This is a genomic window from Blastococcus sp. SYSU DS0617 (assembly GCF_054051075.1).
The window spans coordinates 18,184-32,096 of sequence record NZ_JBJHAO010000025.1; the positions used below are offsets into that span (position 1 = coordinate 18,184).

Consider the following 13,913-nt stretch of genomic DNA (forward strand, 5'->3'; position numbering starts at 1 on the left):
ATGGCCGGTAACCTCCGCGCGCTGCGGCGCCGCATCCGCTCCACGCGGTCGACGAAGAAGATCTTCTCGGCCCAGGAGCTGATCGCCGGTGCCCGCATCGTGCGCGCCCAGGCCCGGGTGGAGGCCTCCAAGCCCTACGCCCGGGAGATCACGCGCGTGCTGTCGGCGCTGGCGTCGTCGGCGTCGCTGGACCACCCGCTGCTCACCGAGCGGGAGAACCCGCGGCGCGCGGCCGTCCTGGTCATCACCTCCGACCGTGGGTTCGCCGGCTCGTACAACGTCAACGTGCTCCGGCGCACCGAGGAGCTGCTCGCCCTGCTGCGCCAGGAGGGCAAGGACCCGGTGCTCTACGTGGTCGGCCGCAAGGGGGAGACGTACTACCGCTTCCGCGACCGCGAGATGGAGCAGACCTTCACCGGCTTCTCCGAGCAGCCCGGTTACGCCGACGCCCAGGAGGTCGGGCGCGCCCTGATCGACGTCTTCACCGCGGGTGAGGACGACGACGAGCAGGGCGGTGCCGGTGACGACGGGCTGCTGGGGGTGGACGAACTGCACATCGTCTACACCGAGTTCCGCTCGCTGCTCAGCCAGGTGCCCGTCGCCAAGCGCATGGCGCCGCTGGAGGTCGAGGAGGTCGACGAGTTCGACTACGAGCGCGAGGCCCGCGAGAGCGGCACCGCGTCGGACTCGGGCGTCCCCACCTCCTACGAGTTCGAGCCGTCGGCCGAGGGGCTGCTGGACGCCCTGCTGCCGAAGTACGTCACCACCCGCATCTACGCGGCGATGCTGGAGGCCGCGGCCTCCGAGTCGGCGTCTCGGCGGCGGGCGATGAAGTCCGCCTCGGACAATGCGGAGGAGCTGGCGAAGAACCTCTCGCGCCAGGCCAACCAGATCCGCCAGGCAGAGATCACCCAGGAGATCAGCGAGATCGTCGGCGGCGCCGACGCGCTGGTCTCGTCCGGCGCCAACGACTGAATCCACCGAACGAACCCCCGAGCCCCAGGGCAGGAGAGCACTACAGATGACCGTCACCGAGGACCGTCCGTCCACCACGCAGACGCAGGCCACCGGCCGCGTCGTGCGGGTCACCGGGCCGGTCGTCGACGTCGAGTTCCCCCGCGACGCGATGCCCGACCTCTTCAACGCGCTGAAGGTCGACGTCACGCTCGCCGACCTCAGCAAGACCCTCACCCTCGAGGTCGCGCAGCACCTGGGCGAGAACGTCGTCCGCACCATCTCGATGGCGCCGACCGACGGTCTGGTCCGCGGGGCCGACGTCGCCGACACGGGGAAGCCGATCTCCGTCCCCGTCGGTGACGTCACCAAGGGCCACGTGTGGAACACCCTCGGGGAGTGCCTGGACACGCCCGGACACGGTGCCGACGCGCTGCACTGGGGCATCCACCGCAACCCGCCGCGCTTCGACCAGCTCGAGGGCCGCACCGAGATGCTGGAGACCGGCATCAAGGTCATCGACCTGCTGACCCCCTACGTGGCCGGCGGGAAGATCGGCCTGTTCGGCGGCGCCGGCGTGGGCAAGACGGTCCTCATCCAGGAGATGATCCGTCGTGTCGCGCAGGAGTTCGGTGGCGTCTCGGTGTTCGCCGGCGTCGGCGAGCGCACCCGTGAGGGCAACGACCTCATCACGGAGATGACCGAGTCCGGGGTCATCGAGTCCACCGCGCTGGTCTTCGGCCAGATGGACGAGCCGCCGGGCACCCGGCTGCGCGTCGCGCTGTCCGCGCTGACGATGGCGGAGTACTTCCGCGACGAGCAGAACCAGGACGTGCTGCTCTTCATCGACAACATCTTCCGGTTCACCCAGGCCGGCTCCGAGGTCTCCACGCTGCTGGGCCGCATGCCCTCGGCCGTGGGCTACCAGCCGACGCTGGCCGACGAGATGGGCCAGCTGCAGGAGCGGATCACCTCGACCCGGGGTCGCTCGATCACCTCGATGCAGGCGATCTACGTGCCCGCGGACGACATCACCGACCCCGCGCCGCACACCACCTTCGCCCACCTGGACGCCACGACGAACCTGTCGCGGCCCATCTCGGAGAAGGGCATCTACCCGGCCGTGGACCCGCTGGACTCCACCAGCCGGATCCTCGACCCGCAGTACGTCGGCGAGGAGCACTACCAGATCGCCCAGCGCGTGAAGCAGATCCTGCAGCGCTACCAGGAGCTGCAGGACATCATCGCGATCCTCGGCATCGACGAGCTCGGTGAAGAGGACAAGGTCACGGTGAACCGGGCCCGGCGCATCGAGCGCTTCCTCTCGCAGAACATGTTCGTGGCCGAGGCGTTCACCGGTCAGCCGGGCTCGTTCGTGCCGCTGTCGGAGACCCTCGAGTCGTTCAAGGCGCTCACCGAGGGCACCTACGACAACGTCCCCGAGCAGGCGTTCTTCATGTGCGGTGGCCTCGAGGACCTCGAGCGCAACGCGGCCAAGCTCAAGAAGGCCTAGGCCCGCAGCACCCGCGCGACGCGACGGCCGGGTCTCCCTGACGGGAGGCCCGGCCGTCGGCGTCGGGTCACCCGTGCGGGTGTTTCTCGCGGGCCGGGCCTCCAGTTCCCGGGCCTGCCTGCCGACGATCAGCGGTGGAGCGCCCGAGTGGCGGGCGCCGTCGCAGAGGCTCGACGTGGAACCGACCAGCGCAGCGCAGGACCCCGCGGGCCGCGGGCACGATGCAGCCTGGACGTGGGCTCCCTACGCGCCCGAGGAGCCGGTCGACCTGGCCCGCTACCGCATCGACGAGTGGGCGCCGGCCTCCACCGTCCGCCACCCCTGGGTGCGGGTGGGGCGCTTCACGCTGCTGTACCGCCGCGCCGCCTGAGTGGGGGTCCGGCACAGCCCGCTCGCCCGCCGGCGTTATGGTGGGGCCCCCGTCCGTGGATCCCGAGGAGTGTCGTGGCGACCCTGCAGGTCGAGTTGGTGGCCGTAGAGCGCAAGATCTGGTCCGGTGAGGCCACGATGGTCATCGCGCGCACGACCGAGGGTGAACTGGGTGTGCTGCCCGGTCACGCGCCGCTGCTGGGCCAGCTGGCTCCCGGCGGTGTCGTCACGATCCGCACCGACACCGGCGAGGACCTCACCGTCGCCGCGCACGGCGGATTCCTGTCGGTGAGCGAGCAGGGCGTGTCGATCCTCGCGGAGACCGCCGAGATCTCCTCGGAGATCGACGTCGAGCGCGCCCGCGAGGCGCTGCGCCGGGCGGAGTCCGCCGGTGACGACCCGGACGCGGTCGACGCCGCCCGGCGGGCGCAGTCCCGGCTCCGCGCGGCCGGCGAGACCGTCTGAGGCGGCCGGCGCTCTCCGTCCGAACCTGCTCCTCCCGTGACCACGGTCCTGCTGGTCCTCCTCGGCCTGCTGCTCGTCGTGGTCGCCGTCGCCTTCCTGCTCCGTCGCCGCTTCCTGCTGTCCGGGCTCGGGGCGGTCACCATGTGGCTGCGCACGCCCACGTCGTCGCGCTGGTCCGTGGGCGTCGCCTGGTACGGCGGGGACGCCCTGCTCTGGTACCGCGCCCTGTCGCTGTCCGTGCGGCCGCAGCACCGGTTGTGCCGGTCGCAGTTCTCGGTCGAGTCGCAGCGCCGGCCCGGCCGGGAGGATCTCGCCCTGCCCGAGGACGTCGTCGTCCTCTCCTGCTCGACCGCCGACGGGCGCCGTGACCTGGCCATGGACCGATCGACGGTGACCGGCTTCCTCTCCTGGGTCGAGTCCGCCCCGCCCCGGCACTGACCAGGGGCCCGCGCCGTCGCTACTCGGCGGCGGACCCCTTCCCCGCGGCGCGCTGGGTGTGGGCGCCGCTGTGCGCCCCTGGCTCCCACAGGATGTCGCCGCCGGGGTTGGCCACCCGGGACAGGATGAACAGCAGGTCCGACAGCCGGTTCAGGTAGCGGGCCGTCTCCGGGTTGGACCGCCCGGCGTGGCCGCCGGCCTCGTCCGCCTCGAGCAGCGTCCACACGCTGCGCTCCGCCCGCCGGGCCACGACACGGGCCTGGTGCAGGAGGGCGGCCAGCGGGGTGCCGCCGGGCAGGATGAAGCTGTTCAGCTTGGGCAGCGTCTCGTTGTACTCGTCGCAGGCCGCCTCCAGCCGCTCGGTGTAGGCGGCCGTGATGCGCAGCGGCGGGTACTCCGGGTCGGGCGTGACCGGCGTGCACAGATCGGCACCGACGTCGAACAGGTCGTTCTGGATGCTCCGGAGCAGGTCGGCGAGCGCCGGCTCGGGGGCGCCCAGGGCCAGCGCCGTCCCGAGCACGCTGTTGGTCTCGTCCACGTCGGCGTAGGCCACCAGTCGCGGGTCGGTCTTCGACACCCGGCTCATGTCGCCCAGGTGGGTCTGACCGGCGTCGCCGGTCTTCGTGTAGATGCGCGTGAGCCGGACGGTCATGCCGTCAGCGTAGGAGAAGGACCCTGCCGTCCCCCCACCGCTCGCACGCTCGCGGCGGGACCCTGCGGCGGGGCCACGAGACGGAGAGTCCCCGGCTGCCGCCGTAGGGTGGTCGGGTGGAGTGCTTCGAGGTGTCCGGAGGAGCGGCCCTGTCCGGCCGGGTGCGGGTCACCGGGGCGAAGAACAGCGCGCTGAAGCTCATGGCCGCCGCGTTGCTGGCGCCGGGGCGCACCGCGATCGACGAGGTCCCCGACATCCTCGACGTCTCGATCATGAGCGAGGTGCTGCGCCGCCTCGGGTGCGGGGTGACCTACACCCCCAGGCCCGGCAGCGGAGGCGGCGGCCGGGTCGTCGTCGACGTGCCCGAGCAGCCCTCGACGGAGACCGACTACGACCTGGTGCGCCGCATGCGCGCCTCGATCAGCGTGCTGGGCCCGCTGGTCGCGCGGTGCGGCAGCGCCCGGGTCGCCCTGCCCGGCGGTGACGCCATCGGCTCTCGCGGGCTGGACATGCACATCGCCGGCCTGGAGCGGCTGGGCGCGACCGTCATCAGCGAGCACGGCTTCCTCGTCGCCACCGCGCCGCGGCTGACCGGCACCTCGATCTGGCTGGACTTCCCCTCCGTCGGCGCCACCGAGAACCTGGTCATGGCCGCGGTGCTCGCCGAGGGGACGACGGTCATCGACAACGCGGCCCGGGAGCCGGAGATCGTCGACCTCTGCGCGATGCTCACCGCGATGGGGGCGCGGATCGACGGAGCGGGCACCTCGACGCTGACCGTCGAGGGCGTCGAGGGGCTCTCGCCGGTCACCTTCACCACCGTGCCCGACCGGATCGTCGCCGGCACGTGGGCGATCGGAGCCGTCATGACCCGGGGTGACGTGGTCATCGAGCGGGCCGTCGCCGGTCACCTGCGCGTGGCCCTGGACAAGCTCGCCGACGCCGGAGCGACGATCGAAGAACTGCCCGACGGGCTGCGCGTGGCGATGGCCGACCGGCCGCGCGCGGTCGACGTCGTCACGCTGCCCTTCCCGGGATTCCCGACCGACCTGCAGCCCATGGCGGTGGCGCTGGCCGCCGTGTCGACCGGCACCGCCCTGATCACCGAGAACGTGTTCGAGGGCCGGTTCATGTTCGTCAACGAGCTGGTGCGTCTCGGTGCCGACGTGCGCATCGACGGCCACCACGCCGTCGTCCGCGGCCGGGAGCGGCTCTCCAGCGCGCCGGTCGTGGCCACCGACATCCGGGCCGGGGCCGGGCTGGTCCTGGCCGGCCTGCTCTCCGACGGCGTCACCGAGGTCCAGGAGGTGCACCACGTCGACCGCGGGTACCCCGACTTCGTCGAGCAGCTGCGCGGTCTGGGCGCGGAGGTCGAGCGGACGCAGCGGCCCGGCTGACTCACCCCGAGAAGGACGCCGCCAGGCTCCGGGCGCGGGCCGCGTCGTCCGGGAAGACCAGCACGTCGGTGCGGTGCGGCGCGGGCGAGCGCTGGGTGGAGCGGATCCCGGCGTCGGAGAGGACCGCGCGCAGCGCGCGGGCGGTCTGCGGCGCCGAGACGGTGGCGACCAGGACGAGCAACCCGGTCTCCGTGGGGACGGCGGACGGCGCCGAGCGGCCGTACCCCGAGCCGAACGCCCACCGGGTCACCAGCGCCAGCCCGGCCACGACGAGCACGGCCACGACGATCGGTCCCAGTCCTCCGGACACCGGCGGCCCCCTTCCGGTACGACCCGAACGAGTGTGCCACCGGTCATCGTTGCCCGGGCGGGGCTGCTCCGGCACCGGGACCGCCCTACACTCCGCCGGTATGCCGTTCCCGTCATCGCCGGAGCGTGACCGTCCCTGGGTCATGCGCACCTACGCCGGCCACTCCTCGCCGGCCGAGTCCAACGCCCTGTACCGGCGCAACCTGGCCAAGGGCCAGACCGGTCTCTCGGTGGCCTTCGACCTGCCGACGCAGACCGGGTACGACCCCGACGACGAGCTCGCCGTCGGCGAGGTCGGCAAGGTCGGCGTCCCGGTCACGCACATCGGCGACATGCGCGCGCTCTTCGACGGCATCCCGCTCGACGAGATGAACACGTCGATGACGATCAACGCCACCGCGATGTGGCTGCTCGCGCTCTACCAGGCGGTCGCCGAGGAGCACGGGCACGACGTCAGCAAGCTCGCCGGGACGACGCAGAACGACATCATCAAGGAGTACCTGTCGCGGGGGACCTACGTCTTCCCGCCGGCACCCTCGATGCGGCTGATCACCGACATGGTCGCCTACACGGTGACGACCATGCCGAAGTGGAACCCGATCAACATCTGCAGCTACCACCTGCAGGAGGCCGGGGCGACGCCGGAGCAGGAGATCGCCTACGCGATCAGCACCGCCATCGCCGTCCTGGACTCGGTGCGCGACTCCGGTCAGGTGCCGCAGGAGAAGTTCGGCGAGGTCGTCGCCCGCATCTCCTTCTTCGTCAACGCGGGCGTCCGCTTCGTCGAGGAGATGTGCAAGATGCGCGCCTTCACCCAGCTCTGGGACGAGCTGACGAAGGAGCGCTACGGCGTCGAGGACCCCAAGCAGCGCCGCTTCCGCTACGGCGTGCAGGTCAACTCCCTCGGCCTGACCGAGGCCCAGCCGGAGAACAACGTCCAGCGCATCGTGCTGGAGATGCTGGCGGTCACGCTGTCCCGCGACTCCCGAGCCCGTGCGGTGCAGCTGCCGGCCTGGAACGAGGCGCTGGGCCTGCCCCGGCCCTGGGACCAGCAGTGGTCGCTGCGGTTGCAGCAGGTGCTCGCCTACGAGACCGACCTGCTCGAGTACGAGGACCTGTTCACCGGCTCGGTCGTCGTGGAGAAGAAGGTCGCGGACCTCGTCGAGGGCGCCAAGGCCGAGATGGCCCGCGTCGAGGAGATGGGCGGCGCCGTCGCCGCCGTCGAGTCCGGCTACATGAAGAGCGCGATGGTCGGTTCGCTGGCCGAGCGCCGCCGGCGGATCGAGAGCGGTGAGGACGTCGTCGTCGGCGTCAACAAGTTCGAGACCACCGAGCCCAATCCGCTCACCGCCGACCTCGACGCCGCGATCATGGTCGTCGACCAGGCCGTGGAGGCCTCCGCGCAGGAGGCCGTGCGGAGGTGGCGCGCCGAGCGCGACCAGGCCGCGGCCGACCGGGCGCTGGCGGCGCTGCGCGAGGCGGCCGGCACCGACGTCAACCTGATGGCCGCCACCCTCGACTGCGCCCGCGCCGGCGTGACGACGGGGGAGTGGGCCGGGGTGCTGCGGGAGGTGTTCGGCGAGTACCGGGCGCCCACGGGTGTCGCGGCGGCGAGCAGCGGCGGCGAGGCCGACGAGACGCTCACCGACGTGCGCGAGCGGGTGCGGGCGACCGGCGAGGAGCTCGGCGGCCGGCTGCGCTTCCTGGTCGGCAAGCCGGGCCTGGACGGCCACTCCAACGGTGCCGAGCAGATCGCCGTCCGCGCCCGGGACGCCGGCTTCGAGGTCATCTACCAGGGCATCCGGCTCACCCCCGCGCAGATCGTCTCGGCCGCGGTCGAGGAGGACGTGCACGTCGTCGGCCTGTCGGTGCTCTCCGGCTCGCACCTGCAGGTCGTGCCGTCGGTGCTGCGCGGGCTGAAGGAGGCCGGGCTGGACGACGTCCCGGTGGTGGTCGGCGGGATCATCCCCGACAGCGATGCGCGGCGGCTGCGCGAGCAGGGCGTCGCCCGCGTCTTCACCCCCAAGGACTTCGGGCTCACCGAGATCATGGGGTCCGTCGTCGACGTGATCCGCGAGGCCAACGGCCTCGACACGCTGGTTCCCGAACCGGCCTGAGGGACGTCGCGGCGCGGCCGCTCACGTACTCCTCGCCCGGCGCCACCGCGCCCGGCGAGGGGACGTGGGCGCCGCCCGCCGGCTTTCGCGCCCACGAGCGCACGGTCCCGGTCGGCTCGGGCGAGCGCTGGGACCGACGGCGGTACGAGCGGGCCCTGCTGCCCCCGGGTGATGCCTCGCACAGTCCGGCATGACGGACCGCCGCCGTGCCTTGACCTGCTCCGTGCAGAACCTGTGGGGCCTCACGCGCCGGCGTGCGCTGGACTACGGCCGGACGACGACCGCGAGCTGTTGACGCCCACCGCTCCCGTCGTCCTCCTTCGTCACCCCGCAGATCGGTAGTTCTCCCGTGCTCGCTCGTCTCCGCCGCGTGCCCTTCGCGGCGCAGGTCCTCCTCGCCCTCGTCGTCGGCGTCGCCCTCGGGCTGCTCGCCCGCGAGATCGGCCCCGTCGCCGACGGCTCGCCGAACTGGCTCACCAGCACCCTCCAGACCATCGGCGGCAGCTTCGTCACGCTGCTCAAGGCGCTCGTCCCGCCGCTGATCGTCACCGCGGTGATCGTCTCCATCGCCAACCTCGAGCAGGTCTCCAACGCCGCCCGTCTGGCCGGCCAGACGCTGCTGTGGTTCGCCATCACCGCGCTCATCGCCGTCGCCATCGGCATCGGCCTGGGCCTGCTCACCCAGCCCGGCCGCAACAGCTCCGTCGACGCCGCGACCGCCACCGACCCGGCCACGACCGGCGGGTGGTGGGACTTCCTGACCGGTCTGGTGCCCGGCAACATCCTGGGCCTGCAGGCGTCGGCCGGCAGCGACGGCTCGATCGGCCTGTCGTTCAACGTGCTGCAGCTGATCGTCATCTCGGTCGCGATCGGCATCGCGATCCTCAAGGTGGGCCCCGCCGCGGAGCCGTTCCTGGACCTCACCCGCTCGGCCCTGGCCGTCGTCCAGAAGGTGCTGTGGTGGGTCATCCTGCTGGCGCCGATCGGCACCGTCGGCCTCATCGGCAACGCCGTCGCCAGCTACGGCTGGAGTTCCCTGGGCTCCCTCGGCGTCTTCGCCGGTGCGGTCTACGCGGGGCTGGCCCTCGTGCTCTTCGTCGTCTACCCGGTCCTGCTCCGGGCCCACGGCCTGTCGCCCCTGCGGTGGTTCGCCGGTGCCTGGCCGGCCATCCAACTGGCCTTCGTCTCCCGCTCGTCGATCGGCACCCTGCCGGTCACCGAGCGCGTGACCGAGCAGAACCTCGGCGTCCCGCGGTCCTACGCGTCGTTCGCCGTGCCGCTGGGCGCGACGACCAAGATGGACGGCTGCGCCGCGATCTACCCGGCGCTGTCGGCGATCTTCGTGGCGCAGTTCTTCGGCGTGGACCTGGCGATCACCGACTACCTGCTCATCGTGCTGGTGTCGGTCATCGGGTCGGCGGCCACCGCCGGTGTCACCGGCGCGGTGGTCATGCTGACGCTGACGCTGTCCACCCTCGGCCTGCCGCTGGCCGGCGTCGGCCTGCTGCTGGCGATCGACCCCATCCTCGACATGGGCCGGACCGCGGTGAACGTCGCCGGGCAGGCGCTCGTGCCCACGATCGTGGCCAAGCGCGAGGGCATCCTCGACCTCGAGCGCTACAACTCCACGTCGACGGTCGACCCGCTGGCGTCGGTCGACGAGCACAGTGGTGTGGACGACGACCTGCGGCAGCCCGCCACGGTCTGACGCGTCCTGCGCCCGACGGGCCCGGTTCCTCCTCCGAGGGCCGGGCCCGTCGGCGTCTCAGCCGACCAGGTCGGCGCAGCCGGACTCGTCGGGCAGCAGCGGCCGGAAGGTGAGCGACCAGCGGGCGCCGTCCGCGCCGAGCCAGGGCGTGGCGGAGTTGGCCTGGCGGGCTGCGTCGAGGACCGGTGCCAGCTGGTCCCCGGTCACCGTCAGGCAGGTCTGCTCCGGCAGCGTGCCCAGCGGCTCGCCCGGGAGCGGCGGTCCGGGCCAGGGCTGCGCGGGGTGCTCCAGGTCGTCCTCGGGGTCGACCCAGGGGCTGACGACCACGGCCAGGGCGTCCGGCCGGTACGGCTCCACGGTCGACGCCTCCCCGGCCGGAGCGGTCAGCTCGTCGAGGAACGCGGCCAGCTCCTCGCGGGCGGCGGCCTGCTCCTCGGTGAGCCCCGCGTCCGGCGCCGGGCCCACCGGGTCGCGGGGGAGGGACTCCCGGAGCGCGTAGGCCTCGCGCACGTAGCGGCCGTCCGCGGTGACGAGCGTGAACCGGGTCGTCGTGGCGTCGGCCACCGGCGGCGTCCCGAGGTCGGCGGTCTCCCCGACCCCGGCCTCGAGCGCCCGCTCGGCCAGCGTCCGCACCTCGGCGGGGTCGAGGCGGGTGACCTGCACGTTGGGCAGGGCCGGCCCGGGATAGATGGCGGGGACCGGTCCGTCGGTGATCACCCGCCCGTCGGCGTACACGCTCACCAGCGGCAGCCGGGCGGCGAGCATGTCCGGCGTCACGAACCCGCCGACGTGCTGCACGCGCAGCACCAGGGCGTCGGGTCCGGCAGGGAGCTCGACGCGGGGCGAGGGAGCGGGGGAGGACGGCCCGCTCCCGGTCGGGGCCGGGTCCGCGCACGCGCTCAGCGCGAGGAGGGCGAGCAGGACGGCGGCACCGCGGACGGAACTCATGCCCCCCGATGCTGCCAGTCCGACGGGGCGCCCGGGGCGGTTGCCGGCGGGCGGGTAGCGTCGGCGCCCGTGCGTCTGGTCATCGCCCGCTGCTCCGTGGACTACATCGGGCGGCTCACCGCCCACCTGCCGATGGCGACCCGTCTGCTGCTGGTCAAGGCCGACGGCTCGGTGTCCATCCACGCCGACGACCGCGCCTACAAGCCGCTGAACTGGATGACCCCGCCCTGCACGCTCAAGGACGAGCTGACCGACGGGTCGGGCACCTGGACGGTCACGAACAAGGCCGGCGAGCAGCTGATCATCACCATCGAGGCCGTCGAGCACGACCACGCCCACGAGCTCGGTGTGGACCCCGGACTGCAGAAGGACGGCGTCGAGGCCGAGCTGCAGCGGCTGCTGGCCCTGCACGTGGAGACCTTCGGCGCCGGGTGGTCACTGGTGCGCCGCGAGTACCCCACCGCCATCGGCCCCGTCGACCTGCTCTGCCGTGACGCGGCGGGGACGACCGTGGCCGTGGAGATCAAGCGGCGCGGTGAGATCGACGGCGTGGAGCAGCTGACCCGGTACCTGGAGCTGCTGAACCGCGATCCGCTGCTCGCCCCGGTGAAGGGCGTCTTCGCGGCTCAGGAGATCAAGCCGCAGGCCCGGGTGCTGGCCGCGGACCGGGGCATCGACTGCCTGACCGTCGACTACGCCGTGCTCAAGGGCACCGACGATCCCTCCCAGCGACTCTTCTGAGCCGGCCACCTCCGGGTGACCCTGGCGCGGTGCCGGAGGGGCGGGTGAGAGACTGCCCACGATCACCGACGGTGGAGGGATGGCAGCGTGGCCAGGGAAATGAACGAAGTAGGCATCGTGGGGCTGGGCACCGCGGGTGCCGCCATCGCGGAAGCATTCGCCCGGGCGGGCCTGTCGGTCACCGCCGTCGAGGTCAGCGACGAGGCGGCCGCGCGCGGCCGCGCCGCGATCGAGCGCTCGGTCGCCGCCGGCGACGCCGATGACGCCGCACTCGGCCGGATCCGGTACACGACCGCGCTGGAGGACCTCGCCGCGGCGGAGCTCGTCGTCGAGGCCGTTCCCGAGCGCCTCGCGCTGAAGGCGGAGATCTTCGCCCAGCTCGACAAGATCACCGGGCCGGAAGCGATCCTGGCGACGAACACCTCGAGCCTCTCGGTCACTGAGCTCGCGGTGGGCACCGGCCGGCCGAGCAAGGTCGTCGGGCTGCACTTCGCCAACGCCGTGCCGACGGCGACGCTGGTCCAGGTCGCCCGCACCGCCGTCACCGATCCGTCGGTCGTCGAGGACGCGGTGGCCCTGGTCGAGCGCCTGGGCAGGGTCGCGGTGACCGTGGGCGACAACCCCGGCTTCATCACCGACGCCCTGTTGTTCGGCTACCTCAACCACGCCGTCTCGATGTTCGAGAACGGCTACGCCAGCCGTGAGGACATCGACGCCGCCATGCGGTTCGGCTGCGGCCTGCCCATGGGCCCGCTGCAGGTCCTGGACCTCGTCGGCGTCGACACCGCCTACGACGTCCTCGACGCGCTGCACGCAGTCTCGGGCAAGCGGCTGCACGCGCCCAGCCCCGTCCTGAAGCAGATGAAGACCGCTGGCCTGCTGGGCCGGAAGAGCGGCCGTGGCTTCTACACCTACGCCGAGGCCGGCTCGGCCGAGGTCGTCGCCGACGCCGCCACCCCGACCCCCGGTGGTGCCGCCGAGGGCGCACGCCCGGTGCAGAGCGTCGGCGTGGTCGGATCGGGCACGATGGCCACCGGCATCATCGAGGTCGTCGCCAAGGCCGGCTACGACGTCACCTTCATCGCCCGCTCGGACGAGAAGGTCGCCGGCGTCGAGAAGGCCCTGGCGAAGTCGCTGGACAAGCAGGTGGAGCGCGGCCGGCTCGACCAGTCCGTCCGCGACGAGGTCCTCGGCCGGGTCACCGGCGCCAGCTCCGTCGAGGCGCTCGGCGATGTCGACCTGGTCATCGAGGCCGTCATCGAGTCGCTCCCGGTCAAGGAGGCGCTCTTCGCCGACCTGGGCCGGATCGCCAAGCCGGGCGCGGTGCTCGCCACCACGACCTCGAGCCTGCCGGTCATCAAGTGCGCGCAGGCCAGCGGCCGTCCGGCCGACGTGGTGGGCATGCACTTCTTCAACCCCGCGACGGTCATGAAGCTGGTCGAGGTGGTCTCCACCGTCTCCACCGCGCCCGACGTCGCCGCGACGGTGCACGCGGTGACGGCGAAGATCAAGAAGGTCGCGGTCTCCTGCAGCGACCGCGCGGGCTTCATCGTCAACGCGCTGCTCTTCCCGTACCTGAACGACGCGGTGAGCATGCTCGCGGCGCACTACGCCTCCACGACCGAGATCGACACGGCCGTCAAGGTGGGGCTGGGCTACCCGATGGGGCCGTTCGAGCTGCTGGACGTGGTCGGCAACGACGTCTCGCTGGCCATCGAGAACGAGCTGCACACCGAGTTCCGCGACCCGGCGCTCGCGCCGGCGCCGCTGCTCGAGCAGCTGGTCACCGCCGGGTACCTCGGCCGCAAGACCGGTCGTGGCTTCCACGACTACGCGCGTCGCTGACAGTTGCCCCGCAGGCGCCCACGGCCCGGTTCCCGATCAGTCGATCGGGAGCCGGGCCGTCGCGCTGAGCAGGTCGAGGAGGCCGGCGACGGCGACTGGGTGGTGCGCGCCGTCACCGGCTCCAGCACCGGCAAGACCTACCGCTGCCCCGGCTGCGACCAGGAGATCCGGCCCGGCACGCCGCACGTGGTGACCTGGCCGGCCTACGCGAGGGACTCCGACCTCGAACCCTGGGACACGGACTCGGCGGCCGACCGGCGGCGGCACTGGCACACCACCTGCTGGCGCGCCCGCGACCGGCGCCGCTAGCCGACCAGCCGGGCGAACACCACGAGGTTGTCCCGATAGCTCCCTGGGGGGGGGGGGGGGGGGGGGGGGGCGGGGGGGGGGGGGGGGGGGGGGGGGGGGGGGGGGGGGGGGGGGGGGGGGGGGGGGGGGGGGGGGGGGGGGGGGGGGG

At 72.7% G+C, this 13,913-nt stretch carries 14 protein-coding genes; 11 read left to right on the forward strand and 3 right to left on the reverse strand.

Annotated features, from left to right (window positions below; genetic code table 11):
- The 5 genes from ACI793_RS18815 (at position 1) to ACI793_RS18835 (ending at position 3,739) form a co-directional block, all read left to right on the forward strand.
- The gene (locus tag ACI793_RS18815; RefSeq protein ID WP_456607905.1) at positions 1 to 975 is read left to right on the forward strand and encodes a F0F1 ATP synthase subunit gamma; all 975 of its coding nucleotides are present in this window, start codon (positions 1 to 3) and stop codon (positions 973 to 975) included.
- Positions 976 to 1,021: 46 nt separating this feature from the next.
- Entirely contained in the window at positions 1,022 to 2,467 is a 1,446-nt protein-coding gene (atpD, locus tag ACI793_RS18820) for a F0F1 ATP synthase subunit beta (RefSeq protein ID WP_456607906.1), read from the forward strand.
- A gap of 175 nt (positions 2,468 to 2,642) precedes the next feature.
- Entirely contained in the window at positions 2,643 to 2,837 is a 195-nt protein-coding gene (locus tag ACI793_RS18825) for a hypothetical protein (RefSeq protein WP_456607907.1), read from the forward strand.
- Positions 2,838 to 2,911: 74 nt separating this feature from the next.
- Positions 2,912 to 3,301 (forward strand): F0F1 ATP synthase subunit epsilon, encoded by a 390-nt coding sequence (locus ACI793_RS18830; protein WP_456607908.1) that lies wholly within the window; start codon positions 2,912 to 2,914, stop codon positions 3,299 to 3,301.
- Positions 3,302 to 3,337: 36 nt separating this feature from the next.
- Positions 3,338 to 3,739, forward strand: a complete 402-nt coding sequence (locus ACI793_RS18835) for a DUF2550 domain-containing protein (RefSeq protein ID WP_456607909.1) — start codon at positions 3,338 to 3,340, stop codon at positions 3,737 to 3,739.
- Between the two features lie 19 nt (positions 3,740 to 3,758).
- Here ACI793_RS18835 and ACI793_RS18840 read toward each other — a convergent pair whose 3' ends face one another.
- On the reverse strand, positions 3,759 to 4,391 hold the full coding sequence (locus ACI793_RS18840; RefSeq protein WP_456607910.1) for a cob(I)yrinic acid a,c-diamide adenosyltransferase: 633 nt from the start codon (positions 4,389 to 4,391) through the stop codon (positions 3,759 to 3,761).
- Positions 4,392 to 4,507: 116 nt separating this feature from the next.
- On the opposite strand from ACI793_RS18840, the gene murA reads away from it, so the two are divergent.
- Positions 4,508 to 5,788, forward strand: a complete 1,281-nt coding sequence (gene murA, locus ACI793_RS18845) for a UDP-N-acetylglucosamine 1-carboxyvinyltransferase (protein WP_456607911.1) — start codon at positions 4,508 to 4,510, stop codon at positions 5,786 to 5,788.
- Position 5,789: 1 nt separating this feature from the next.
- Here murA and ACI793_RS18850 read toward each other — a convergent pair whose 3' ends face one another.
- Positions 5,790 to 6,098, reverse strand: a complete 309-nt coding sequence (locus ACI793_RS18850; RefSeq protein WP_456607912.1) for a hypothetical protein — start codon at positions 6,096 to 6,098, stop codon at positions 5,790 to 5,792.
- Positions 6,099 to 6,198: 100 nt separating this feature from the next.
- Here ACI793_RS18850 and ACI793_RS18855 point away from each other — a divergent pair, with 100 nt between their 5' ends.
- Together ACI793_RS18855 and ACI793_RS18860 are read left to right on the forward strand one after the other, a co-directional pair.
- The gene (locus ACI793_RS18855) at positions 6,199 to 8,214 is read left to right on the forward strand and encodes a protein meaA (RefSeq protein ID WP_456607913.1); all 2,016 of its coding nucleotides are present in this window, start codon (positions 6,199 to 6,201) and stop codon (positions 8,212 to 8,214) included.
- A gap of 370 nt (positions 8,215 to 8,584) precedes the next feature.
- Positions 8,585 to 9,922: a dicarboxylate/amino acid:cation symporter gene (locus ACI793_RS18860; RefSeq protein WP_456607914.1), complete on the forward strand. Its 1,338-nt coding sequence runs from the start codon at positions 8,585 to 8,587 to the stop codon at positions 9,920 to 9,922.
- Between the two features lie 57 nt (positions 9,923 to 9,979).
- Here ACI793_RS18860 and ACI793_RS18865 read toward each other — a convergent pair whose 3' ends face one another.
- Positions 9,980 to 10,870 (reverse strand): hypothetical protein, encoded by an 891-nt coding sequence (locus tag ACI793_RS18865; protein WP_456607915.1) that lies wholly within the window; start codon positions 10,868 to 10,870, stop codon positions 9,980 to 9,982.
- Positions 10,871 to 10,939: 69 nt separating this feature from the next.
- On the opposite strand from ACI793_RS18865, the gene nucS reads away from it, so the two are divergent.
- From nucS to ACI793_RS18880, 3 genes are all read left to right on the forward strand, one after another.
- Entirely contained in the window at positions 10,940 to 11,611 is a 672-nt protein-coding gene (gene nucS / locus ACI793_RS18870; protein WP_456607916.1) for an endonuclease NucS, read from the forward strand.
- Positions 11,612 to 11,698: 87 nt separating this feature from the next.
- Entirely contained in the window at positions 11,699 to 13,456 is a 1,758-nt protein-coding gene (locus ACI793_RS18875) for a 3-hydroxyacyl-CoA dehydrogenase family protein (protein WP_456607917.1), read from the forward strand.
- Positions 13,457 to 13,558: 102 nt separating this feature from the next.
- Positions 13,559 to 13,765, forward strand: a complete 207-nt coding sequence (locus tag ACI793_RS18880; RefSeq protein ID WP_311346551.1) for a hypothetical protein — start codon at positions 13,559 to 13,561, stop codon at positions 13,763 to 13,765.
- The last annotated feature ends 148 nt before the right edge of the window (positions 13,766 to 13,913 follow it).